The organism is Pseudoalteromonas sp. SG45-5, from assembly GCF_014164085.1.
Lineage (GTDB): Bacteria > Pseudomonadota > Gammaproteobacteria > Enterobacterales > Alteromonadaceae > Pseudoalteromonas > Pseudoalteromonas aliena.
In genome coordinates this window covers 55,466-79,716 of the sequence record NZ_JACJEM010000001.1, presented here as the reverse complement: position 1 = coordinate 79,716, position 24,251 = coordinate 55,466, and the positions used below count along the sequence as shown (strand labels likewise).

Genomic DNA, 24,251 nt, shown 5'->3' with positions numbered 1-24,251 from the left:
GATAGCGGCTCAAACAGAGCAAGAATTTGAAATAGATGATGCTGACAATGATGAGTTATTAGCAAGTTCAGATGAAAATTCGGTGGACGACGAATTTGATAATGAATTAGAAGAAGCTGAAGAAACTCAACCTCTAGATCTTGATGACTCGCAAGAAACAGCGCTAGATGAGCAAACATCCGCCACCGCTGAACCGCTCCAAGAAGACGATTTAGATGATGATTTGCTAATCGATGATGAATTGGCTGAGCTGGGTAGTGAATTAGAAAATGAGTTAGGCGATGACGATGAGTTAGTAAATGCACCGCCTACGGCATTAGATGAAGAGTTACCTGAAAATGTAGACGCCGATACAAAAGGTGTATCGGTAAGTCAAACAGAGCAAGACTTAGCCAATGCGCTTGCTGCAGAAAGTAGTTTAGATAGCTTAGAAGATGATTTTGACGACGAACTGTTACTCGATAATGACTTTACAGATCTTGATGCGGAATTAGAAAATCCAGATATCGCTGAACCAACTGCTTCAGAGTACTTAGATGAAGAGTTGTCTGATGAATTAGTTAATGAACAAACTAACGTAGATCGCGAAGCTGAAATAACTCAATCGAAACAACTCGGCAGTAGTGATATTGCTTCAGATGATGAACTTGATGACGAGTTTATGGCTGAGTTGACTAATACTGATTTTGATTCATTACTTAATGAATTAGCAGAGCCTGAAGAATTAAGTATTGATGATAGCAGTGAGTTTGATGTTGATTTTGATAGCTTGCTTAAAGAAGATTTAGGGATTGATGAACCAATAATTATTGAAGAGCCTCAAGTTGAAAGTAGTGATGTTGAGCAACTTGGTAGCGATGAATTTGTAGATATTGATTCATTGTTAGAGGAAAGTGATGATGCCGAACTTGAACACGAACCTTATAATGACGTTAATATGGATGTGGGGTTAGGTGAGTTTGATGCGTTACTGGCTGGTGAAAATCCGACTGACGTAGATGCTGAAAGTGGTGGTTACTCAGCTAAACTAGATTTGGCACGCGCCTATATCGAAATCGATGACTCTGACTCTGCGCTAAAAGTAATTGAAGATGTTATTAACAAAGGCCCTGAAGAAGTTCAAGAAGAAGCGCTTAGCTTAAAAGCCAAATTGAAATAAAATAACAACAAATACTTTTAAACCCATAATTAGCTTAGCTAATTATGGGTTTTTTTATAGGTATTGATTGGGTTGCAGCACAATTATACCAACCGGCATAAATATTTGAACAATTTAATGAATTAAACAAGCCCTATACAGAAGCAGGCTGGTATTACTTTTATTGCATCGTTAGATAGCATAAAATGCCTCGTTCATTAGCACAGTAGGGTAAAATGGTAATTATGCGAGTAGCACTTGGGGTTGAATACAATGGCGTACGCTACAGTGGTTGGCAACGCCAATCACATGTAAATAGTGTACAACAAGAAGTAGAAAAAGCGTTGTCGCGTATTTGTAATCACCCTGTTGAAGTAATATGTGCGGGGCGCACCGATGCAGGCGTACATGGTACAGGCCAAGTAATACATTTTGACACTGAGGCCGACCGCGACATGGTGGCATTTACTTTAGGCATGAATACGTTAATGCCTAAAGATATTGCAATTCGTTTTGCGCAGCCTGTGGCGGAAGATTTTCATGCTCGCTTTAGCGCCACGGCTCGTCGTTATCGTTATATTATTTACAACTCGCCTCTGCGTGGAGCTGTATTAAATGAGGGCGTTACACACTTCCATCATCACTTAGATGAAGTGAAAATGCAGCAGGCATGCCAGTATCTAATTGGTAAGCACGACTTTACTTCTTTTAGGGCTATTCATTGCCAAGCAAATACGCCTACTCGAACAATTCATCACTTATCGGTGCAACGTATTGGAAACTATGTTGTTATTGATATCAAAGCGAATGCATTTTTACATCATATGGTCCGTAATATAACGGGTAGTCTTATGGATATTGGTTTACATAAACAGCAACCTACTTGGTTAAAAGAGTTACTTGATTGTAAAGAGCGTGCAAAGGCCAGCGCGACAGCTAAAGCCGCTGGTTTATATTTGGTTGACGTTGATTACCCTGAGCAATTTAAAGTTCCTAAGATGCCATTAGGGCCATTGTTTTTACCAGATATTGGTATCTAAGTTTGAGTATTACTAGTACTTTTTATGCGCATTTCTAACTACTAAGACCAGTTTTTTATACCGTGTTAATGAAATTCATGTTTTAATTGAAAAAATTCGTCTACTAATCGCTATTGGTAGACTCGCGACACAGAACAGTATTAAGAGAGTTGCAAATGAGTTGGCTAGAAAAAATCTTACCTAAAACGACAAAGTCATCAGGTCGTAAAGAAATCCCAGAAGGTGTATGGGCGAAGTGTACGTCGTGTGATTCAATTTTATATAAAGCTGAATTAGAAAAATCATTAAACGTATGCCCTAAATGCGATCATCATATGCGTGTTAGTGGCCGTAAGCGCCTAGAGCACTTTTTAGATGAAGGCGATCGTCAAGAGCTTGGCACACAACATGAGCCAAAAGACATTCTTAAATTTAAAGATTCTAAAAAGTACTCTGATCGCATCAGCGCAGCCCAAAAGGCAAGTGGTGAAAAAGATGCACTTGTAGCTATTAAGGGCCGATTAAAAGGTATTCCGGTTGCAGCTGTCGCATTTGAGTTCTCATTTATGGGTGGCTCAATGGCTTCGGTTGTTGGCGCTCGTTTTGTTGATGCTGTTGATCAATGTTTAGAACATAATATGCCGCTTATTTGTTTTTCTGCATCAGGTGGTGCACGTATGCAAGAGGCGCTTATGTCGCTTATGCAAATGGCTAAAACAAGTGCTGCACTTGCAAAAATGACTGAAAAAGGTCTACCGTTCATTTCAGTAATGACCGATCCGACCATGGGCGGTGTATCTGCATCACTTGCTATGCTGGGTGATATTAACGTTGCTGAACCTAAAGCGTTAATTGGTTTTGCGGGTCCTCGTGTTATTGAACAAACTGTTCGTGAAACACTACCAGAGGGCTTTCAACGTAGTGAATTTTTGCTTGAGCACGGTGCAATTGACATGATCATTGACCGTCGTGAAATGCGTGATACCCTTGCCCGCATTCTAGCTAAATTTATGAACTTGCCTTCTACGGAACAAGAGCATAGAGTAGCGTAAATTTCAGCTTTACTGATTACACGCTATGACAAAAACAATTCCTAGCCAATCATCAAGCCTTGATGATTGGCTTTTTTATTTAGAAAGTGTTCACCCTGCAAACATTGCAATGGGCTTAGAACGTGTTGCTAATGTTGCCAACAACATTGGCCTTTTAAACACCTCAAGTAAAATTATTCTTATTGCCGGTACGAATGGCAAGGGCACCACAGCACGTTGCTTAGAGTCGCTATTGCTAGCGCAAGGCTGTAGCGTGGGCACTTACGCATCTCCTCATCTAATTCGTTATAACGAGCGTGTACGAGTTAACGGCGAAGAGTTAGCTGACCAGTTTCATATTGATGCTTTTCATCAGTTAGAGCGAGGTCGTAAAGACACACCACTTACTTATTTTGAATATGGTACGTTGGGTGCGTTGGCTATTTTTAAACGCTGTGACGTTGATTATGTATTATTAGAAGTGGGTTTAGGGGGGCGTTTTGATGCTACAAACATTGTAACCCCCTATGCAAGTGTAATTACTACCATCGACTTAGATCATAAAGAATACTTAGGTGATACGCGTGAATTAGTTGCTTACGATAAAGCCGGTATTTTTCGAGAGCATACCCCTGCTATTATCGGTGACTTAAATATTCCTCACACGATGACTGATTACGGTAAAGAAATTAATGCTGAGATGACGTTATCGGGCACAGACTTTATGTTTAAAGAGAGTGCCGATAGTTTTAATTGGCAGTACAAACAGCATAACCTTGAACTGAATAAACCCGCAATCCCTTGTCAGAATGCGGCTACGGCGTTAACTGTTTTAAGTGTTTTAAATTTATTGCCAAGTGAGCAGGTAATAAGAGATTGCTTGGCAAATTTAGTGGTAGAAGGGCGATTTCAGCAGCTAAGCGCTGAGCCTTTAGTATTTACTGATGTTGCACACAATCCAGAATCTGCACGTTATCTGGCTAATAAGTTATTAAAGTTTAAAGATAAAGGCTTTAAAATTCATGCTTTAGCCGCTATGCTTGCGGATAAAGATAAAGCAGGTGTGCTTAAAGAAGTAAGCCATTTAGTAGATGAGTGGTCACTAGCAAGCTTAAGTGGTCCGCGAGGCGATACTGCCAGTAATTTACAAAATGCATTACAAAGTGTACCTCATAATAATACTATTCATAGCTATAATAGCGTGGCAAAAGCACTTGCTATAATTTTACCAAAGCAAAAAATCGACACTGTTTTGATTGTTTTTGGTTCATTTTTTACAGTGGCTGACGCTATTAATTATTTTAAAAAATAGAGGGAATGTCGGTGAACTCAAGTTTTATTAATCGCTTAGTCGGGACAAGTATTGTCGTGATCGCAGCAATCGTGTTTATTCCCAATATACTCGACGGCGAAAAAGTTCATTATAAAGAAGCTTTTAAAGCTATTCCTAATAACCCTGAGTTAAAAACAATCGATCTTCAAAATTCAATAGATGAAAGCATGGCGGATGCCGAGCCACTTAAACAAAATGAAATTGAAGACATAAAAGCCGACGATGAAGCTCTTGAGCAGCAAACTCAATTGACAGAAAGCGATTATGCTTCTCAGCCTAAGGTTATTGAAGCCATAATAGAGCCTAAAGCCCAAGCAAATGCAGAACCAATTAGGGCTCGAAAAAGTGACGAAAACCTCACAAGTATGGCTTATGTTGTGCAATTGGGCAGTTTTTCTCATGCAGCCAATGTAAAAGCACTACAAGCTAAGCTTAAAGAAAAAGGCTTTAAAACGTTCACTAAACCAGTTAAAACACCAAATGGTACATTAACGAAAGTGTTTGTAGGGCCGTCACTTGATAAAAATGAGTTACAAAAACAATTACCTGAACTTAAAGTGCTGACAAAGTTAAATGGTAAAGTAACTCGCTACGAAGTAACAAAATAATTATTTAAATAGCCTTGTTTAGCAAGGCTATTTAAATTTAATTCATTATATTTTTACTGTAATTAACAATATTTATTTTGACATTATATGTTAAATTTTTGTATTCAATTACCGCCAGTTATCTCCCGTTTAAACTTGCATATTGGCAATGTTTGGGTATAGAATGCGCCCCAAATTAGCGACTAATTGGTTCTTATGATCTGGGTTGATTACGCCATTCTTGGCATTATTGCACTGTCTACCATCATCGGTTTAATACGCGGCTTTGTTAAAGAAGCAATGTCATTAGCTGTATGGGCTGGCGCCTTTATCATCTCTAGTTTATTTTACCAATATTTAGCTTCCTTCCTAACAACCATTTCTGAACCCCTTTTAAGAAATGCGGCGGCCATAGCCATATTATTCTTTGCGACGCTACTGTTAGGCGGTTTACTAAACTACATTTTAGGTGAGCTTGTACAGCGTACCGGTTTATCGGGTACCGACCGTGTCTTTGGCATAGTGTTTGGTGCTCTTCGAGGCGTGTTGGTCGTGAGCGCGTTACTCTTCTTTCTTGATGCTTTTACTGGTGCACCTAATACGCATTGGTGGGGCAATTCTATTTTGATTCCAGAATTTGGCTTTGTAGTTGAATGGTTCTTTTCGTACCTAGAAAACAACTCGAGCTTTTTAAATTCAGTAAACCGTTAATCGGCGAGGATAAATTACATGTGTGGTATCGTTGGAATAGTCGGAACATCCCCTGTTAATCAGGCGATTTATGATGGCTTAACTGTTTTGCAGCACCGTGGCCAAGACGCTGCGGGTATTATTACCATTGAGAACAACACGTTTAGCTTACGCAAAGCAAATGGTCTTGTGAAGGATGCTTTTCACACCCGTCATATGAAACGACTACAAGGTACAATTGGTTTAGGCCATGTGCGTTATCCTACGGCAGGCTCTTCTAGTTCATCTGAAGCACAGCCTTTTTATGTGAACTCTCCATTTGGTATAGCACTTGCCCATAATGGTAACCTTACTAATGCTGAGGCTTTAAAAGAGCAGCTATTTTCAGAAGCACGTCGTCATGTAAATACGACATCTGATTCAGAAATTTTACTTAATGTACTTGCTCATGAATTAAGTAAGTCAGATAAGCTAAAGTTAGACCCTGAAGATATTTTTACAGCGGTGAGTGAAGTTAATAACAAAGTCAGTGGTGGTTATGCAACTATTGCGATGATCATTGGCCATGGTATTGTTGCTTTTCGCGACCCTAATGGCATTCGTCCACTTGTATTTGGTAAGCGTGAAACGCAACAAGGCACTGAATATATGTTTGCCTCAGAGAGTGTTGCACTAAAACCAGATGGTTTTGAGTTTATTCGCGATGTTGCACCTGGTGAAGCTATTTACGTCACTGAGACTGGTGAGTTTCATTCATTAAGCTGTGCTGATAAAGCATCTTACTCACCATGTATTTTTGAATTTGTTTATTTTGCACGACCAGACTCAACTATCGACCGCATGTCGGTTTACGCAACACGCGTAAATATGGGCACAAAATTAGGCGAAAAAATTGCACGGGAATGGGCTGATAAAGACATTGATGTAGTTATCCCAATTCCAGAAACGTCATGTGATGTAGCATTAGAAATCGCACGTGTGCTTGATTTACCATACCGCCAAGGCTTTGTTAAAAACCGTTATATTGGTCGTACGTTTATTATGCCAGGCCAAGAGATGCGAAAAAAATCAGTACGTCAAAAGCTAAATGCAATTGACCGTGAATTTAAAGGCAAAAATGTGCTATTGGTTGATGACTCAATTGTTCGTGGTACAACATCAGCACAAATAGTTGAAATGGCCCGAGAGTCAGGTGCTAAAAACGTTTACTTTGCATCTGCTGCACCGGAAATACGCTTCCCTAATGTGTACGGTATTGATATGCCTTCAGCAGCTGAGCTGATTGCTCACGGACGTGAAGTAGAAGATATTAACGTAAGCATCGGCTCTGACGGTTTAATCTTTCAATCGCTACCCGATTTAATTGCAGCGGTTAGCCAAGAAAATCCAGAAATCACTAAATTTGAAACATCAGTGTTTGATGGGCAATATATTACTGGCGATATTGATCAAGACTATCTAAATCGTATTGATAAACTACGTAACGATTCAGCTAAAAGCACCCGCGAAAGTGCAATGTCTTCAGGGTTAGAAATTCATAACCAAGACGAAAACGAAGCTGATTAATGATTAATAAATATTATACCAATTGCATTAAATAAGTGATCTATTATAGCGCTAAAGAAATAGCACAATAACAAGGCAAAAATTGTGACATATAGTCGTTCTATATGAGTAATTTTTAACGCAGTTAGTGAGTTATTTAATGCGATAGAATGATCATGTTTTTAATTAAATTGGTATTATTACATATAAAAAAAGGAGCTAATTAGCTCCTTTTTTGCGAAGGAAAGAAAGGGAACATTTCTATCAAACACGACTCTCTATTAGTTAAACTTTATTAAGTAAACATTGGGCTAACAATCCCATTTGTCCAAAGCATAGCTGTTACAGCTAAAATAATAACAAGTAATATTAATCCACACGTTACCACTGAGCTGGCATAAATAAAGCCACGTTCTTCAGGGATGTGCATTAGTATTGGTACGCCTGTGTATAATAAATAAACAGAATAAGCTAACGCCACAATACCGATACATACGACAAACCAAAGCACAGGCCAAAATGCAGAAAGTGCAGACATAAACACAGGTGTTGCAGTATAAGCAGCTAGTTCTAGCGTTTGCGTAAACGTTGGTTTAGCACCGAAAGTAACCGCCATCCAATGGGCTAAATAAGCAAGGGCGAATACGCCAATTATCAGTGCAACATACATCGCACTTGCTATTAATATTGCGCTATCGTGTGTTAGAAATACAGGGTTGCCAGTGCCTATGCTCCAGCCTAAATAAACAGATGAGTAGTAGCCCATTATTGAAGGAAATAAAGCGATTAACAAAATGTGCGATAAACTATAGGTCAAACTTTCGTGGCGGTTATCAATTGTTTGCCATTCTTCGAGTGGGTGAGCATAAATGCCCCAGAGGTGATTTAGTATCATAGTGTGTACTCCATACAGGGAACGTATTATTGTTTTGGTTGGTTTATTTTTATACAGTCTATGTACAGTTATGGTTCACTTATTTTGCAAAGTCAAGTTAACTCGTTATTAACAATTTAATATGCAAACATGTTTTGTTATTTTTAGCCATTTTTCTGTTAAAATAGTGGCCTATCAACCTATTTAAGTAACGAGTAGCCAACGTGCCCCATAGCCAACTTTTAGAGCCTATCAATGAATTTTTATTGTGTAACACGCCTGACGAGTGGGTTGAGCAAGCAATAAAAAAAGAAAACTTATCAATAATCTTAATTGATCATTTAATATGCGAATTAAAAGCCGCTCAAAGCGCTATGTTTTTAATACGTAAATACGCGGTAGATAAAGAGGGGAGCGACGCATTGCTAGAGTGGCTAAAGCCATTTGAAACGCTTATTTATAAACGAGAAGGGAATTGGCGCGATTTAGCGGCTAAAAATAAGCTAACTAAATCAATAATTCCTAAATCGAGTTCACCATACGGGCAAGGTCTAATCGATAAAATGGTTCTATTGATAAAAGAAGAGCTGCATCATTTTTATCAAGTGCTCGAAATTATGGATGAATACGGTATTGAGTATCGAAGTATTACACCGTGTCGTTACGCAAAAGGCATGCTCCGCCATGTTAAAACGTTCGAGCCCGACGCATTGGTTGATAAGCTAATAGTAGGCGCTTACATTGAGGCGCGTTCGTGTGAGCGTTTTGCAAAGCTTGCGCCGCATGTTGATAAGCATTTAGGTGATTTTTATATTTCGTTGCTTCGCTCTGAAGCGCGTCATTACCAAGATTATTTAACGTTGGCGCAAGAAATTGCTGATTTTGATATTACCGAACGCGTAAACTTTTTTGGTGAAAAAGAAAAAGAGCTAATTTCTACACCCGACACTGATTTTAAGTTTCACAGCGGTGTGCCAATAGCGCAAAGCTAGTTTTCTTTTAAAAAATTAATATATTTAGTTATTTTTTCATTGCTGAAATGATGTTTTTTCATGATTTTGGCAATCTCTCCATTTTCAATCAGTATATTAATTCCTCCATTAAATTTGTATAAGCGTTCTTTTGCTTGGTAGCTTGATTGAGCAACGATTAGATACAATTTATGCACAGCAAGATCTGGCGATAAATATTCTATTTTATTTTTACCTAAAGCGATTTCTTTATTGTGCTCAAGCCAGTATTTTCCAACTTCTTTAGTACCCGCGACTAAATCAATGCGCCCTTGCTGAAGTAAATACAAGCTTGTAGGTAGGCTTTTAGTGGACGTTATTGCCAACTCAGTATTGCTAGTGAATTCTTGGCTTACAAAGGCGCTATCTTCCTTTCCTATACTGTAGGGCTGTAATGATTGAATAGAACCATCGTAATTAACAGTGCTTTGTTTTCGTTTAAAAATCCCCGAGTGAGCGACGGCAAGTGGGCGGGAGTAGTAAAAGACTTCATTTCTTTTTACGGAATAAAAAGCACCTAAGATAGCTGTTTTTCTCTTTTTTTCTAATAGCTTAAGGGCGCGATCCCATGTGGTGAATTCAATCTCACTATTAATACCTTGTGTTTTGAGAGCGGCTTTAGTTACGTCATATAACCAGCCATTTTCGGGAAGGTTTTCGCTAAAATAGGGAGGGTAGTTTTCAGTGACAATTTGCCATGCTTGCTCGCTAAAAACTTTTGTCGGCATGGATATAACTGCGATGAAAATTAATAGCTTTATCATTAAAGTGGCTACTATTATTAAATTGTGTAAATAAATAATAGTCAGAATTTTAATTTATGCGAAAGGCGTGTTAATTAATTCTTGTGAGTGTGGGGTAACGACTAAATAAGAGCCTTGTGTATACCAATCACCCAGTACAGTGCGAGTAAGTGTTTGTTTATTAACTTTGTAAGTATGAACGTTGGGGCGATGAGTATGACCATGAATCATATTAGTCACATTATGATTGGCAAAAGTGCTAAGCACAGCATCATCTACAACATCTAAAATTTCAATAGGTTTATCAGCTTGGCTAAGTTTACTTTTTTCACGGGCGTTGCGCGCTATTTTTTTACGATACCAAAGCGGCATTGCAAGCATTAGTTTTGGCCACCACCAACCTCTGCTTTTTTTTCGAAAATTTTGATATTCGGTATCTTGAGTACACATTTCATCGCCATGCAAAATAACTGTTGGGGTGTTGTATAAATCAATGACTGTTTGTTCAGCAAGTAATGTCATACCTGCCATGTCTGCATATTGCTTACGCATAATGAAGTCACGATTACCATGAATGAAATATACCGGAGTGCCACTATCGCTGACTGCTTTAAGGTGCTTTGCTACATCGCCACTTAGTGCTGTGATGTAGTCATCCCCGACCCAAACTTCAAAAAAATCACCTAAAATATACAGTGCATCTACTTCTTTATTAAGTATGTGCGTATTTAAAAAATCAAAAAACGCAGCGCTTATATCTGGGCGGTTTTCGCTTAAGTGTAAATCTGCAATAAAGTATGTTTTACGAGTCATAGGGAAGTCTTTTCGATATAAATAAAGCGGGCGTATGCATATTGCACAAACACCCGCTGATACTCCACATTACGTGGGTAAACGTACTATTAGCTAACAGTAACGCTTTCGATGATAACGTCTTCAAGAGGCACATCTTGGTGAAAACCAGTACTGCCTGTTGCAACTGCTTTGATCTTATTTACTACGTCCATGCCTTCTACAACTTCAGCAAAAACACAGTAACCCCAACCTTGCGATGTTTCGCTGCTGTGATTTAAAAAGTCGTTGTTATTCACGTTAATGAAAAACTGCGCTGTAGCTGAATGAGGATCTGGCGTACGTGCCATAGCTAAAGTGCCTATTTTATTAGATAGGCCGTTATTAGCTTCATTTTGAATTGGGTCATTTACGTCTTTTTGTTCCATACCTGGAACAAAACCACCGCCTTGAACCATAAAACCATCGATTACACGATGAAAGATAGTGCCGTTGAAAAAATCAGCGTTTGCATACTCTAAAAAGTTTTTAACTGTGTTTGGAGCTTCTTGCTCAAACATTTTAATGGTGATGTCACCAAAATTAGTGTGTAGAACAACCATGTGTTTTCCTATATCCGGTTTAAATATTGGCGCTATTTTATCGTAGTTGGCTAAGATTAACAAAGTAGATGTTTGGTTTGTTATAAAGCGCTAGAGCAGGGGCTTTTCAAGTGGTAACATAACTGTTCTAGTAAATAGTCAAGGACTCAAAGTAAATGGTAAATATATACAACACACTGACGCGACAAAAAGAGCAATTTAAACCGATGGTCGAAGGAAAAATCGACATGTATGTGTGTGGTATCACCATTTATGATTACTGCCATATTGGACACGCTCGTACTTTTGTAGGGTTTGACGTTATTGTGCGCTACTTACGCCACATCGGTTACGATTTAAAACATGTGCGTAACATTACCGATATCGACGATAAAATAATTAAACGTGCGAACGAGAATGGTGAATCAATAAACGATTTAACAGTGCGTATGACAAAAGCGATGCATGAAGATTTTGATAGTTTAAACATGCTACGCCCAGATATTGAACCAACAGTTACAAGCCATATGGATGAAATTATCGTTATGGTTAAGCGTTTGATCGAAAAGGGCCATGCCTATGTCGCCGCAGATGGCGATGTCTTGTTTGATGTATCAACGTTTGAGCAATATGGCGCGCTTTCGCAGCAAGATTTAACGATGTTGCAATCGGGTTCTCGTGTTGAAGTAGCACAAGATAAAGACGATCCACTTGATTTTGTGTTATGGAAAAAAGCAAAAGCAGGCGAGCCATCATGGTCATCACCGTGGGGTGAAGGGCGTCCAGGTTGGCATATTGAATGTTCGGCAATGAGCTCAAAGCACTTAGGCGAGCATTTTGATATTCACGGTGGGGGGTCTGATTTACAGTTTCCGCATCATGAAAACGAAATAGCGCAATCATGCTGTGCAAATAACGGCAAGTATGTAAATACTTGGATGCACACGGGCATGGTGCAAGTAAACAAAGAAAAAATGTCTAAGTCGTTAGATAATTTCTTTACAGTGCGTGAAGTTTTAAAAGCATACGATGCTGAATCTGTTCGTTACTTTTTAATTTCAGGCCATTACCGTAGCCAATTAAATTATTCGCAAGAGAATTTAGACCAAGCGCGTTCATCACTTGAACGCATTTATACAGCGCTTCGTGATGTCGAACCGGTAGAGTGTGATTTAGAAGGTAATGAGTTTGTTGCTAAATTTAGAAAAGCAATGAATGACGACTTCAATACGCCAGAGGCATTGCCGGTATTGTTTGAACTTGCCAAAGAGCTAAACCGTGTAAAAGACAGCGATGCAGTTCAAGCTGGTAAGTTAGCGTTTGTACTGCGCAGCCTTGGTGAAGTGTTAGGGGTTGCTCAACAAGCACCAGAAGCGTTTTTACAAGGTGGACAAGGTGACGATGAAGTAGCAACAATTGAAGCATTAATTGTAAAACGCAATGAAGCGCGTGCTAGTAAAGATTGGGGTGCTGCTGATGAAGCTCGTGATGCACTTAATGCGTTAGGTGTAATACTTGAAGATTCAGCCGGCAAAACAACGTGGCGTAAAGCGTAAGCGTTTAAAGTAATTCACGTTCAACTAAAAAGGGTTGCCAAATGGCAACCCTTTTTTGCTTTTTCTAACACTTAGCTGTGGTATTTTTCACATGCTTCAAGTGTGTTTTCAATTAAGCTAGCGACCGTCATAGGGCCAACGCCACCTGGGACTGGGGTAATAAAATGCGCTTTTTGTTCAGCCACGCTGTATTGCACGTCGCCTACTAATTTACCCGTATCTAAGCGGTTAATGCCTACATCGATAACAATAGCACCTTCTTTTATCCAATCTCCTGGGATAAATTCAGGTTTACCGACGGCCACAACTAATAAGTCAGCGCGGCGAACATGCGTTTCTAAATCTTGGGTAAACTTATGGCACACTGTGGTTGTACAGCCGGCTAATAAAAGCTCTAACGACATTGGGCGACCCACAATATTTGACGCGCCAACTACAACCGCATGCATTCCCTTATAACGTACACCGGTAGAATCAAGTAATGTAATAATACCCTTTGGCGTACATGGACGAAGCGCAGGCATTCTTTGTGCTAATCGGCCTATGTTGTACGGATGAAAACCATCTACATCTTTGTGCGGGGTAATGCGTTCTAAAATCTTTTCCGCATCGAGTCCTTTTGGCAGTGGAAGCTGTACTAAAATACCATCAACTTGTGCATCATTATTCAGCTCGTCAATTAAATCTAAAAGAGTTTGCTCATTAGTGTCAGCAGGTAAATCAAATGATTTAGAAATAAAACCAACTTCTTCACAGGCTTTACGTTTTGAACCAACATAAACTTGGCTTGCTGGATCGAGCCCTACAAGTACTACTGCAAGCCCTGGAGCACGTAAACCATTTGCTACACGTTCACTTACGCGTTCTGCTACAGCGCTACGTACTTGTTTTGCGATTGCCTTACCATCAATGATGTTTGCCGTCATGGGTGACCTTTAATTGGGGGTTAATTAACTAGATACCGATACTCTAAAAACGAATACATAATAAAATAGGGGTAATTATGAACATAAAGAAAATACAGTCTTTAGGTCATTCGCTTTATAATGTGCTGACTATTTTCGCAGAAAAGCATTGCAGCGCCAAGTTGCTTTTAAAGTATATGGTGTTTGAGTCGTTAAATAGTTTAAAATTCAGCCTTCTATTGTAATATTTAACCATTGTGCACTAAAAATGACCACTTGATTGTTTTTATAAAAAAAACGTTTGACCTAACCCCGTCAAATCACTATTATGCACCCCGTTGTCAACGAGGTCACTCGCAAGCAATAGTAAGTATCGGCGATTAGCGCAGTTTGGTAGCGCACTTGGTTTGGGTCCAAGGGGTCGCAGGTTCAAATCCTGCATCGCCGACCATTTTTTTATAATACAATTATAATCGAATAGCTTATTGGTAAACTATGAAGTTTTCGATGCGCCCATAGCTCAGCTGGATAGAGCAACGCCCTTCTAAGGCGTGGGTCGAAGGTTCGAATCCTTCTGGGTGCACCATTTGAAAACATGTAAATATAGCGGTGATTGTAGCTCAGTTGGTAGAGCCCCGGATTGTGATTCCGGTTGTCGTGGGTTCGAGCCCCATCAGTCACCCCATTTACAAAAGAATATCGGCGATTAGCGCAGTTTGGTAGCGCACTTGGTTTGGGTCCAAGGGGTCGCAGGTTCAAATCCTGCATCGCCGACCACTTTCTTAAAGTGGTCTTAAACTCTCGGTTTAAGTGTTCAGTATGAAAAATGAAGTTGACTCTTCGAATGTCGGCGATTAGCGCAGTTTGGTAGCGCACTTGGTTTGGGTCCAAGGGGTCGCAGGTTCAAATCCTGCATCGCCGACCATTTTCTTATCTAATAAGATGAGTAAATAAAATCCTCAAAACTATAAACCTACTTTTGTTAACCTTTAATCCTATTAAATAATTTGTGTTTTACTGTTTGTAATTTACAGTTAGCCTGTTTTTTATTCAGTTAGCCTCTATAGTCCCTTATCTAGTCCAAATAATTGCCCCCTGTACTCGACTATCATAAATATTAGGTTATAATGCCGCGTCTATTGTTTAACATAGTGCCCGAAGGGCAAAGCAGCAATGGTATCTCATGGTAGCGACGGATGTTTTTAAGTGCGAAAAACCGCTTAAATTTTATCAAGACTCATGCAGATCACTTTGTTTGTAAGGAAGGCGAACAATCGCCAAAATTGAATATTGAGGTAAATCATGCAAGTTTCTGTTGAGACGACCCAAGGCCTTGAGCGCCGTATAACTATCACCGTTCCTTCAGAGAACGTTGAGACCGAAGTAAAAAAACGCCTACAACAACTGTCAAAAACACAGCGTATAGATGGTTTCCGTGCTGGTAAAGTTCCAGTATCTGTAATTAACAAGCGTTTTGGCCCTGCAGTTCGTCAAGAAGTTGCTGGCGAAGTAATGCAACGTAATTTTTACGAAGCAATTGTTTCTGAAAAAATCAACCCAGCTGGCGCGCCTACATTCGCACCTAAATCACTTGAAGCTGGTAAAGATTTAGAGTTCTCAGCTACATTTGAAGTTTACCCTGAAGTTGAAGTTCAAGGTTTAGATAAAATTACTGTTGAAAAACCTGCCGTAACAGTAACTGACGAAGATTTAGCTAACATGCTAGAAACACTTCGTAAACAACACGCAGCGTGGGCTGATGTTGATACAGCTGCTGGCGAAAACGACCGTGTAACAGTTGATTTCGTAGGTACTATCGACGGTGAAGTATTTGAAGGCGGCAAAGCTGAAGACTTCCCATTAGAACTTGGTCAAGGCCGTATGATCCCAGGTTTTGAAGATAACATCGTAGGTAAGAAAGCAGGCGAAGAAGTTGTTGCTGATGTAACGTTCCCTGATGATTACCACGCTGAAAACTTAAAAGGTAAAGCGGCTCAATTCACTATCACAGTGAAGAAAGTTGAAGCGCAAGAATTACCTGAATTAAGCGAAGAGTTTGCAACTAAATTCGGTGTTACCGAAGGCGGCGTAGATGCGCTTAAAGAAGAAGTTAAAAAGAATATGACGCGTGAGCTAGACCAAGCGGTTAAAGCTAACGTTAAAGACCAAGCAATCAAAGGTCTTTTAGCTAACAACGAAATTGAAGTGCCTAAAGCACTTGTTGATCAAGAAGTTGATGCACTACGTCAGCAAGCGGCTCAACGTTTTGGCGGCGACGCGCAAAACATGCCTGAGCTTCCAGCTGAATTGTTCCATGAGCAAGCAGTAACACGTGTTAAAACTGGCCTTTTATTAGGTGAAGTGATCAAAGCTAACGAAATTAAAGTTGATGACGCTAAAGTTGAAGCATTAATTGCTACAGTAGCTTCTGCATATGAAGATCCAACTGAAGTAGTAGAATACTACAAAGCGAATGATCAACTTATGCAGCAAATGCGTAATGTAGCAATGGAAGAGCAAGCAGTTGAAGCTATTTTAGCTAAAGCAGCTGTTACTGATGTTGAAAAAGCATTTGATGACATTATGAATCCAAAGCAAGGCGCTTAATAAGTCATTGACTTAAGCTCTCGCTAACGATTAAATGGCTCGTGCTACTCTGTTTATACAGCGTGCCCGGGCCATTTTAGTTTTTGGCTCTAAATTTGCGAAAAACGATAACTATGCTTCCTTATAATAAGGATAAGTATAAGCGCATAAGGAATTAAATAAGTATGAACACTGGTATTACAGATCCCCTAAATGCATTGGTCCCAATGGTTGTTGAACAAACACCAAAAGGCGAGCGCTCGTATGATATTTATTCGAGATTATTAAAAGAGCGTATTATCTTTTTAACAGGTCAAGTTGAAGACAACATGGCAAATCTGATTTTAGCGCAAATGCTATTTTTAGAATCAGAAAATCCTGATAAAGATATCTTTTTATACATCAACTCACCAGGTGGTTCAGTAACTGCAGGTATGGCTATTTACGATACAATGAACTTCATCAAACCTGATGTAAGTACAATATGTGTTGGTCAAGCTGCAAGCATGGGGGCTTTTTTACTTACAGCTGGTGCTAAAGGTAAGCGTTTTTGTTTACCAAACTCACGGGTGATGATTCACCAACCGCTAGGTGGGTTCCAAGGTCAAGCATCTGATTTTGAAATACACGCGAAAGAAATCTTGTCGATTAAAGACAAATTAAATCGCTTAATGGCTGAGCATACAGGTCAACCATTAGAGGTGATTTCGAAAGACACTGATCGTGATAACTTCATGAGCGCATCACAGGCTGTAGATTACGGCTTAGTAGATTCAGTGTTCACAAATCGCGATAAAAAGTAAGCGCTTGGTGAGCAGGTTATCTGCTTACCACTTAGAGTTACTATGCGAAAAAATTAAATTTTGGTATAGTTAAAACGTATTGAAATAGCCACCAACCAATTTGGTGGCCAACGTATAAATGAGGTAGCTGAATGTCTGACACTCCTACAGACGGCGACAAAAGTAGTAAATTGTTATACTGTTCTTTTTGTGGCAAAAGCCAGCATGAAGTTCGTAAATTAATTGCAGGCCCTTCAGTATACGTCTGTGATGAATGTGTAGAGCTGTGTAACGATATCATCAGGGAAGAAATAAAAGACATTGCTCCAAAGCATGATGCGTCTGATAAATTACCTGTACCAAAAGAGATTCGTAAGCACCTAGACGACTATGTTATTGGTCAAGATCATGCTAAAAAAGTATTGTCTGTTGCTGTTTATAACCATTATAAACGTTTACGTAATCAATCGACGAAGCAAGATATTGAGCTAAGTAAAAGTAATATATTACTAATTGGTCCAACTGGTAGTGGTAAAACACTATTAGCAGAAACGTTAGCACGCTTACTCGATGTGCCATTTACAATGGCAGATGCAACGACATTAACCGAAGCAGGTTATGTAGGTGAAGATGTTGAAAATATCATTCAAAAGCTATTACAAAAATGCGACTACGATGTTGAAAAAGCACAACGTGGTATAGTTTACATTGATGAAATTGATAAAATTTCTCGTAAGTCAGATAACCCATCGATCACACGTGACGTATCGGGTGAGGGCGTTCAACAGGCGCTACTTAAACTGATTGAAGGTACAATTGCATCAGTACCACCGCAAGGTGGCCGTAAACATCCACAGCAAGAGTTTTTACAAGTAGATACATCTAAAATCTTATTTATTTGTGGTGGTGCGTTTTCGGGCTTAGATAAAGTCATTGAGCAGCGAAGTCATAAAAATACCGGTATTGGTTTTGGTGTTAGCGTAAAAGAATCTGCTGCGAGTCGCTCGTTAAGTGAAACATTTAAAGACGTAGAACCAGAAGATTTAGTTAAATATGGCTTAATCCCTGAGTTTATAGGTCGTTTGCCAGTAGTTGCAACGTTAACAGAGCTTGATGAAGCTGCACTTGTTCAAATCTTAAGTGAGCCTAAAAACGCCATTACTAAGCAGTTTTCTGTTTTATTTGGTATGGAAGATGTTGAGCTTGAGTTCCGCGAAGATGCCTTAGCTGCCATTGCTCACAAAGCAATGGAGCGTAAAACAGGTGCACGTGGTCTTCGTTCAATTGTTGAAGGCGTACTGCTTAATACTATGTATGAACTTCCTTCGATGGATGATGTAAGTAAAGTGGTTATTGACGAAACCGTTATTAAAGGTGAGTCAGACCCAATCTTGATTTATGAAAATAATAAACAAGAAAAAACTGCATCAGAGTAGTTTTTAAGCTATTTGCATAAAAAAGGAGCCTTAGGCTCCTTTTTTTATAATTAATTTAATCGAGTTGGGAAAAATTGTTGAACTTTAATTAGGTTATCCCCATATACTTGAGTAATCTTTAAAATAAATAAAGTGCGAAGAGAAAATATAATGACGCTTGAGAGAACCGACCGAGTCGAAATCCCAGTCCTAGCACTGCGCGATGTTGTGGTGTATCCACACATGGTGATCCCGCTTTTTGTTGGCCGTGAAAAATCAATAAAATGCCTAGAAGCGGCAATGGACAAAGACAAACAAATTTTCTTGGTTGCACAAAAAGATGCAACTGTAGACGAGCCTGAGCAAGATGATATTTATCGTATTGGTACTATTGCAACTGTACTTCAGTTATTAAAATTACCTGATGGCACAGTTAAAGTATTAGTGGAAGGTACACAACGTGCGCAAATAGAAGAATTTGTAGATAACGATGATTTCTTTGTTGCTAATGCTCAATTTATTGAATCTGATTTAATTGATGAGCAAGAGCAAGATGTATTTATTCGCAGCGCTATTAGCCAGTTTGAAGGCTATGTAAAGCTTAATAAAAAAATTCCACCTGAGGTACTAACGTCAGTTTCAGGTATCGATGAGCCTGCTCGTCTGGCCGACACAATGGCTGCACATATGCCGTTAAAAGTACCTGAAAAGCAAAAAGTGCTAGAAATTTCAAGCGTTACAGAACGTCTTGAATATTTAATGGCATTAATGGAAGGCGAAATAGACTTACTGCAAGTTGAGAAGAAAATTCGTACCCGCGTTAAAAAGCAGATGGAAAAGTCTCAACGTGAGTATTACCTCAACGAGCAAATGAAAGCCATTCAAAAAGAGCTTGGTGAGCTTGACGATGTACCTGACGAATTTGAAGCACTTAAAAAGCGCATCGAAGAGTCAGGCATGCCAACAGAAGCACAAGAAAAAGCGACCACAGAGCTTAATAAACTTAAGATGATGTCGCCAATGTCAGCAGAAGCGACAGTAGTACGTTCATACATTGATACATTAATTAATGTACCGTGGAAAAAACGTTCTAAAGTTAAAAAAGACTTAGCGAGTGCGCAAAAAATTCTTGATAGCGATCACCATGGTCTTGATAAAGTTAAAGAACGTATTTTAGAGTACCTTGCGGTGCAACAGCGTACTAATAAGCTTAAAGGTCCGATTTTATGTTTAGTAGGGCCACCAGGTGTGGGTAAAACCTCACTAGGGCAATCTATTGCACGCTCAACGGGTCGTAAGTATATTCGTATGGCACTAGGCGGCGTACGTGATGAAGCTGAAATACGTGGACATCGCCGTACCTACATTGGTTCAATGCCTGGTAAGTTAATTCAAAACATGACAAAAGTGGGCGTTAAAAACCCATTATTTTTGTTAGATGAAATAGACAAAATGTCATCAGACATGCGTGGAGATCCAGCATCTGCATTACTAGAAGTGCTCGATCCGGAACAAAATAGCCACTTTGCTGATCATTACCTTGAAGTAGATTACGATTTATCTGATGTTATGTTTGTAGCTACCTCAAATAGCTTTAACATTCCTGGTCCATTATTAGACCGTATGGAAGTTATCCGTTTATCAGGTTATACCGAAGACGAGAAGTTAAACATTGCAAAAGAGCACTTAATTACTAAGCAAGTGAAGCGTAATGGCTTAAAAGATCATGAAATTGAAATTGCTGATAGTGCAATTGTTGGTATTATTCGTTATTACACGCGTGAAGCGGGTGTGCGTAATCTTGAGCGTGAAATTTCGAAATTGTGTCGTAAAGCAGTTAAGAATATTTTAATTGAAAAAGACACTAAAACAGTGACTATCAATCAAGATAACCTAGAAGAGTTTTTAGGTGTACAGCGCTTTGATTACGGTAAAGCGGAGGACGGCGATCGTATTGGCCAAGTAACGGGCCTTGCATGGACTGAGGTGGGTGGCGATTTACTTACTATTGAATGTGCGGCAGTGCCTGGTAAAGGTAAATTGACCTATACCGGCTCTTTAGGAGATGTAATGCAAGAATCGATTCAAGCGGCTATGACGGTCGTGCGTAATCGTGCAGATACATTCCGTATTAATAGCGATTTTTACGAAAAACGTGATATTCACGTGCATGTACCTGAAGGTGCGACACCTAAAGATGGTCCGAGCGCAGGTGCTGCTATGGTGACTGGGTTAGTATCAAGCTTAACAGGCAATCCAGTGCGTGCAGATGTTGCAATGACAGGTGAAATTACGCTACGCGGTGAAGTATTACCTATTGGTGGCTTAAAAGAGAAATTATTGGCAGCTCACCGTGGTGGTATTAAAACCGTTATTATTCCAAAAATTAATGAACGTGATTTAAAAGAGATCCCAGACAATGTGCTGGCAGGCTTAGATATTCACCCTGTTACTTGGATTGATGAAGTATTAAAACTAGCTTTAGTGCATCCGGTTGAGAGTTTTTCAGTCGAAACGGCAAAAAAGTAGTAAAAAACGCAAAAAAAGTGCTTTTTAGGGCTTTTCAAATCTAAACGGTATGATAAGTTAAGCACTGGTTTTCAAGCCTAGCCCTTATGGGGCCTAGGCTTAAGAAAAATATAATCATGTGAGCATTAAAAGTTTGCTCTAAAATTTTCAAAAAAGTGATGTTAGTTTAAAAAACCGTCGCTCTTGATAATAACAATGAAAGAGGATGATATTGTGAATAAATCTCAATTAATCGATCAAATCGCAGCTGATGCTGACATTTCTAAAGCGGCTGCAGGTCGTGCACTAGATTCATTCATCGAATCTGTTTCTGGCGCTTTAAAAGATGGCGATTCAGTTGCACTTGTTGGTTTTGGTACTTTCTCTGTACGTGAACGTGCTGCACGAGCCGGCCGTAACCCACAAACAGGTGAAACTATTCAAATTGCTGCTGCAAACATTCCTGCTTTTAAAGCCGGCAAAGCGCTTAAAGACGCAGTAAACTAATCATCATTTTAAACAGATTAGTTATGGCGAATGTACAAGTACTTAATAATCGCAAATGATGAGTTAAGTAACTTTACCGCCAGTTACTTCAAGTGAAAAAGCGTATCTGGTAAGATACGCTTTTTTTACATGTGACAAGGTAAAATACCTTGATCAAAAAGAGATAAACAAATGCTTGAGAAAATCAGAGAAGGTTCGCAAGGACCTGTAGCCAAAATAATTTTAGGCGCGGTGATTTTATCTTTTGCCTTAGCAGGGATAGGCAGTTACCTTGGTCAAACCACGGAACAACCCGTTGCTGAAGTAAATGGAGTTAAAATTAGCCAAACCGACTTTAATCGCGCGTATCAAAATGAGCGCAGTCGACTAGAGCAACAATTTGGTGAATACTTTGCACAAATATCTGCAGATCCAACTTACATGGCGAGAATTCGTCAAGGTGTCATTGACCGTTTAGTACAACAAGAACTGCAAACACAACTAGCGGCAGAATTGGGTCTTCGCGTAAGCGATGCAAGTATTCGAAAAACAATTTTAGAGTTACCGTACTTTCAAGTAGGCGAGCAGTTTAATAACGACCGTTACTTACAAGTTATTCGTCAAATGAATTTTCAACCAGATGCATTTCGTGAATATCTACGTAAAGATATGACTCGTAGCCAGCTTGTATCAGCAGTCGCAGGTACTGACTTTGCACTAGACAGTGAGCTTAAAAGTGCAATTGCCCTACAACAGCAAACGCGTAGCATTGACTACTTAGTTGTAAACAAAGAAGCATTAGCGGCTGATATCGTAATAACTGATGAGCAAGTATCTGACTACTATGAGCTAAATGCATCGCAGTTTTTGTCGCCAGAGCTTATCTCGGTAAATTATATTGAGCTTAAAGCTGAAGATATCACTGTTGAGTCGGTTACTGAGGATGATGTAAAAGCATACTATGAACAAAATAAAGCACAGTATGTAGAGCCTGAAAAGCGCCGCGTTTCACACATCTTAATTGATAACAGCGAAGATGACGATGCCGCAAAGGAAAAAGCGGATACGCTTTTAGCACAGTTAAAAGAAGGTGCAGATTTTGCTGAGCTTGCACAATCATCATCGGATGATATTGTCAGTGCAGAACTTGGCGGAGATCTTGAATGGATCGAACGCGACGTAATGGATCCTGCTTTTGAAGATGCTACATTTGCTCTTAAAAACAAAGGTGAGTTTTCAGATGTTGTTGTTTCAGAGTTTGGTTATCACATAATCAAGTTAACTGATATTCAGCCACAGCAGGTAAAAGCCTATGATGATGTTAAAGCTGATTTACGTGCAGAGCTTGAACAAGCTGAAAAAGTTGACGCATTTTACGAAAAGCAAACAGAAATGGGTGCGCTTGCGTTTGAAATTTCAGACCGTTTAGATGATGCTGCTGAAGCGGCTGGTTTAGAGATTAAATCAACATCACTTTTAGCACTTAATGCATTACCAGAGCCATTAAATAATGCGTCGGTTATAACCGCGTTATCGTCAGTTGATTTACTTGAAGATAAAGTAAACTCTGAGGTTATAGAGCTTGGTAATGAGCATGCCATTGTTGTTCGTGTTAATGAACACAAACCTGCTACGACTAAACCATTAAGCGAAGTAAGTGAGCAAATTAAAACCCGCTTAGTTAACGAACAGTCATCAACACTGGCTAAAAGTAAAGCACGTAGCTTATTTGCAGAAGTGCAAGCAGGTAAGGGCTTAAATGATGTAGCGAGCGAGCAAAGTTTAACTGTTCGCCAAGAAGCGCAGTTAACACGTCAAAGCTACACGGTATCACCTGCGATTGTGACTCAAGCTTTTAAAATGGCTCACCCAGTAGATTCTGCAGTGGTAGACGTTGTTGATTTAAATAACGGTGATGCAGCGATTGTCGCGCTTAAGTCGGTAACTGATGCACAAGTTGCAGCTGATATTGATCCACAAGCCAAGCAAAGCATTACTATGGCGCAAGCAAATAAAAACTACATGGTATTTATTGAAGCGCTTAAAGCGAATGCTGAGCTTAACTTACCAACGGTTACACAATCTGTTGAGTAATTAACTTTAGCTCATAAAGAAAGGTGCTTTTAAAGCGCCTTTTTTATTGTCTTGAATAAAGTTGGTATTAATTACCTCTGGCAATAAACTCAATCCGATTACCACTAGGCTCCCTTATCATCATATGCTGCGTTGGGCCCTTGCCTAAATTCTCTGGTGCAAATTCAATTTTAACATTACTTTGCGTTTTTAAATGATCGTGTAGCTGCGCTAACTTTTCAATACTCTCAACACTGAGTGCTAAGTGGTGTAAGCCCACATTTTCTGCTCGATTAAACTCCACACGTTTTTGATCATTTTTAACTCGCCACAATGTAATGGTTATTTTATTGTTTGATAAAAAATAAGCGGGATAGGTTGAATCGCTTCCTAGCGTTTTAAAACCAAGTACGTCAGTAAAAAAAGCTTGAGACGAATCAAGGTCTGACACGGTTAATCCTAAGTGGTCAACTCCGCCAACCCAGTTTTTAACGTCTTTTGGTGTATCAGCAATAGCAGAAACGGATAGAAGTAGTAGGGGAGAAAGACTAAGTAATAACGTTTTTTTAAACATGATATCTCTTGTTAATTAAAAGC

21 protein-coding genes and 5 tRNA genes are annotated in these 24,251 nt (G+C 39.4%); 20 read left to right on the top strand and 6 right to left on the bottom strand.

Annotated elements, in window-relative coordinates:
- The 7 genes from H5119_RS00375 to purF form a co-directional block, all read left to right on the top strand.
- Nucleotides 1-1,159 (top strand): FimV/HubP family polar landmark protein (locus H5119_RS00375; RefSeq protein ID WP_310737432.1); only part of this gene is annotated, 1,159 nt, incomplete at its 5' end.
- A gap of 224 nt (nt 1,160-1,383) precedes the next feature.
- The gene (gene truA, locus H5119_RS00370) at nt 1,384-2,178 is read left to right on the top strand and encodes a tRNA pseudouridine(38-40) synthase TruA (RefSeq protein WP_182700821.1); all 795 of its coding nucleotides are present in this window, start codon (nt 1,384-1,386) and stop codon (nt 2,176-2,178) included.
- A 155-nt stretch (nt 2,179-2,333) separates the two neighbouring features.
- Nucleotides 2,334-3,209 (top strand): acetyl-CoA carboxylase, carboxyltransferase subunit beta, encoded by an 876-nt coding sequence (gene accD, locus H5119_RS00365; RefSeq protein WP_077537383.1) that lies wholly within the window; start codon nt 2,334-2,336, stop codon nt 3,207-3,209.
- A gap of 25 nt (nt 3,210-3,234) precedes the next feature.
- Nucleotides 3,235-4,500, top strand: a complete 1,266-nt coding sequence (gene folC / locus H5119_RS00360) for a bifunctional tetrahydrofolate synthase/dihydrofolate synthase (RefSeq protein ID WP_182700793.1) — start codon at nt 3,235-3,237, stop codon at nt 4,498-4,500.
- A gap of 11 nt (nt 4,501-4,511) precedes the next feature.
- Complete coding sequence (locus H5119_RS00355) at nt 4,512-5,129, top strand: SPOR domain-containing protein (RefSeq protein ID WP_182700792.1); 618 nt, start codon at nt 4,512-4,514, stop codon at nt 5,127-5,129.
- Nucleotides 5,130-5,324: 195 nt separating this feature from the next.
- Nucleotides 5,325-5,819 (top strand): CvpA family protein, encoded by a 495-nt coding sequence (locus H5119_RS00350; RefSeq protein ID WP_077537386.1) that lies wholly within the window; start codon nt 5,325-5,327, stop codon nt 5,817-5,819.
- 18 nt (nt 5,820-5,837) lie between these two features.
- Nucleotides 5,838-7,364, top strand: a complete 1,527-nt coding sequence (purF, locus tag H5119_RS00345; protein WP_077537387.1) for an amidophosphoribosyltransferase — start codon at nt 5,838-5,840, stop codon at nt 7,362-7,364.
- A 274-nt stretch (nt 7,365-7,638) separates the two neighbouring features.
- Here purF and H5119_RS00340 read toward each other — a convergent pair whose 3' ends face one another.
- A complete protein-coding gene (locus tag H5119_RS00340) occupies nt 7,639-8,238 on the bottom strand; it encodes a Yip1 family protein (RefSeq protein ID WP_077537388.1) in 600 nt (199 codons plus the stop codon).
- A 203-nt stretch (nt 8,239-8,441) separates the two neighbouring features.
- Here H5119_RS00340 and miaE point away from each other — a divergent pair, with 203 nt between their 5' ends.
- Entirely contained in the window at nt 8,442-9,209 is a 768-nt protein-coding gene (gene miaE / locus H5119_RS00335) for a tRNA isopentenyl-2-thiomethyl-A-37 hydroxylase MiaE (RefSeq protein WP_182700791.1), read from the top strand.
- On the opposite strand, the gene H5119_RS00330 is transcribed toward miaE, so the two are convergent.
- The 3 genes from H5119_RS00330 to H5119_RS00320 form a co-directional block, all read right to left on the bottom strand.
- The gene (locus H5119_RS00330; protein ID WP_259398960.1) at nt 9,206-9,955 is read right to left on the bottom strand and encodes a transporter substrate-binding domain-containing protein; all 750 of its coding nucleotides are present in this window, start codon (nt 9,953-9,955) and stop codon (nt 9,206-9,208) included. The two genes, miaE and H5119_RS00330, sit on opposite strands and share 4 nt — an antisense overlap.
- 90 nt (nt 9,956-10,045) lie before the next feature.
- Entirely contained in the window at nt 10,046-10,783 is a 738-nt protein-coding gene (locus tag H5119_RS00325; RefSeq protein WP_182700789.1) for a UDP-2,3-diacylglucosamine diphosphatase, read from the bottom strand.
- Nucleotides 10,784-10,872: 89 nt separating this feature from the next.
- The gene (locus H5119_RS00320; RefSeq protein WP_077537392.1) at nt 10,873-11,364 is read right to left on the bottom strand and encodes a peptidylprolyl isomerase; all 492 of its coding nucleotides are present in this window, start codon (nt 11,362-11,364) and stop codon (nt 10,873-10,875) included.
- Between the two features lie 155 nt (nt 11,365-11,519).
- Here H5119_RS00320 and cysS point away from each other — a divergent pair, with 155 nt between their 5' ends.
- Nucleotides 11,520-12,899 carry a cysteine--tRNA ligase gene (gene cysS / locus H5119_RS00315; RefSeq protein WP_182700788.1) on the top strand — a complete coding sequence of 460 codons (1,380 nt, stop codon included), beginning with the start codon at nt 11,520-11,522 and terminating at the stop codon, nt 12,897-12,899.
- A gap of 71 nt (nt 12,900-12,970) precedes the next feature.
- Here cysS and folD read toward each other — a convergent pair whose 3' ends face one another.
- Complete coding sequence (gene folD, locus H5119_RS00310; protein WP_077537394.1) at nt 12,971-13,825, bottom strand: bifunctional methylenetetrahydrofolate dehydrogenase/methenyltetrahydrofolate cyclohydrolase FolD; 855 nt, start codon at nt 13,823-13,825, stop codon at nt 12,971-12,973.
- Nucleotides 13,826-14,178: 353 nt separating this feature from the next.
- Here folD and H5119_RS00305 point away from each other — a divergent pair.
- The 11 genes from H5119_RS00305 (at nt 14,179) to H5119_RS00255 (ending at nt 23,675) form a co-directional block, all read left to right on the top strand.
- Nucleotides 14,179-14,255, top strand: a tRNA-Pro gene (locus tag H5119_RS00305).
- Nucleotides 14,256-14,313: 58 nt separating this feature from the next.
- Nucleotides 14,314-14,390: transfer RNA gene (locus H5119_RS00300), tRNA-Arg, on the top strand.
- 23 nt (nt 14,391-14,413) lie between these two features.
- Nucleotides 14,414-14,489 (top strand) — tRNA-His (locus H5119_RS00295).
- A gap of 15 nt (nt 14,490-14,504) precedes the next feature.
- Nucleotides 14,505-14,581, top strand: a tRNA-Pro gene (locus tag H5119_RS00290).
- Nucleotides 14,582-14,652: 71 nt separating this feature from the next.
- Nucleotides 14,653-14,729 (top strand) — tRNA-Pro (locus H5119_RS00285).
- A 377-nt stretch (nt 14,730-15,106) separates the two neighbouring features.
- The gene (gene tig / locus H5119_RS00280) at nt 15,107-16,411 is read left to right on the top strand and encodes a trigger factor (protein WP_077537395.1); all 1,305 of its coding nucleotides are present in this window, start codon (nt 15,107-15,109) and stop codon (nt 16,409-16,411) included.
- A gap of 164 nt (nt 16,412-16,575) precedes the next feature.
- Nucleotides 16,576-17,193: an ATP-dependent Clp endopeptidase proteolytic subunit ClpP gene (clpP, locus tag H5119_RS00275; protein ID WP_077537396.1), complete on the top strand. Its 618-nt coding sequence runs from the start codon at nt 16,576-16,578 to the stop codon at nt 17,191-17,193.
- 131 nt (nt 17,194-17,324) lie between these two features.
- Complete coding sequence (gene clpX, locus H5119_RS00270) at nt 17,325-18,608, top strand: ATP-dependent protease ATP-binding subunit ClpX (RefSeq protein WP_077537397.1); 1,284 nt, start codon at nt 17,325-17,327, stop codon at nt 18,606-18,608.
- A gap of 150 nt (nt 18,609-18,758) precedes the next feature.
- A complete protein-coding gene (lon, locus tag H5119_RS00265; RefSeq protein WP_182700787.1) occupies nt 18,759-21,116 on the top strand; it encodes an endopeptidase La in 2,358 nt (785 codons plus the stop codon).
- A 195-nt stretch (nt 21,117-21,311) separates the two neighbouring features.
- A complete protein-coding gene (locus tag H5119_RS00260; protein WP_157849304.1) occupies nt 21,312-21,602 on the top strand; it encodes an HU family DNA-binding protein in 291 nt (96 codons plus the stop codon).
- A gap of 171 nt (nt 21,603-21,773) precedes the next feature.
- Complete coding sequence (locus tag H5119_RS00255; RefSeq protein ID WP_182700786.1) at nt 21,774-23,675, top strand: SurA N-terminal domain-containing protein; 1,902 nt, start codon at nt 21,774-21,776, stop codon at nt 23,673-23,675.
- Nucleotides 23,676-23,742: 67 nt separating this feature from the next.
- Here the strand turns inward: H5119_RS00255 and H5119_RS00250 are convergent, their stop codons facing one another.
- On the bottom strand, nt 23,743-24,228 hold the full coding sequence (locus tag H5119_RS00250; RefSeq protein ID WP_182700785.1) for a VOC family protein: 486 nt from the start codon (nt 24,226-24,228) through the stop codon (nt 23,743-23,745).
- Nucleotides 24,229-24,251: the final 23 nt, after the last annotated feature.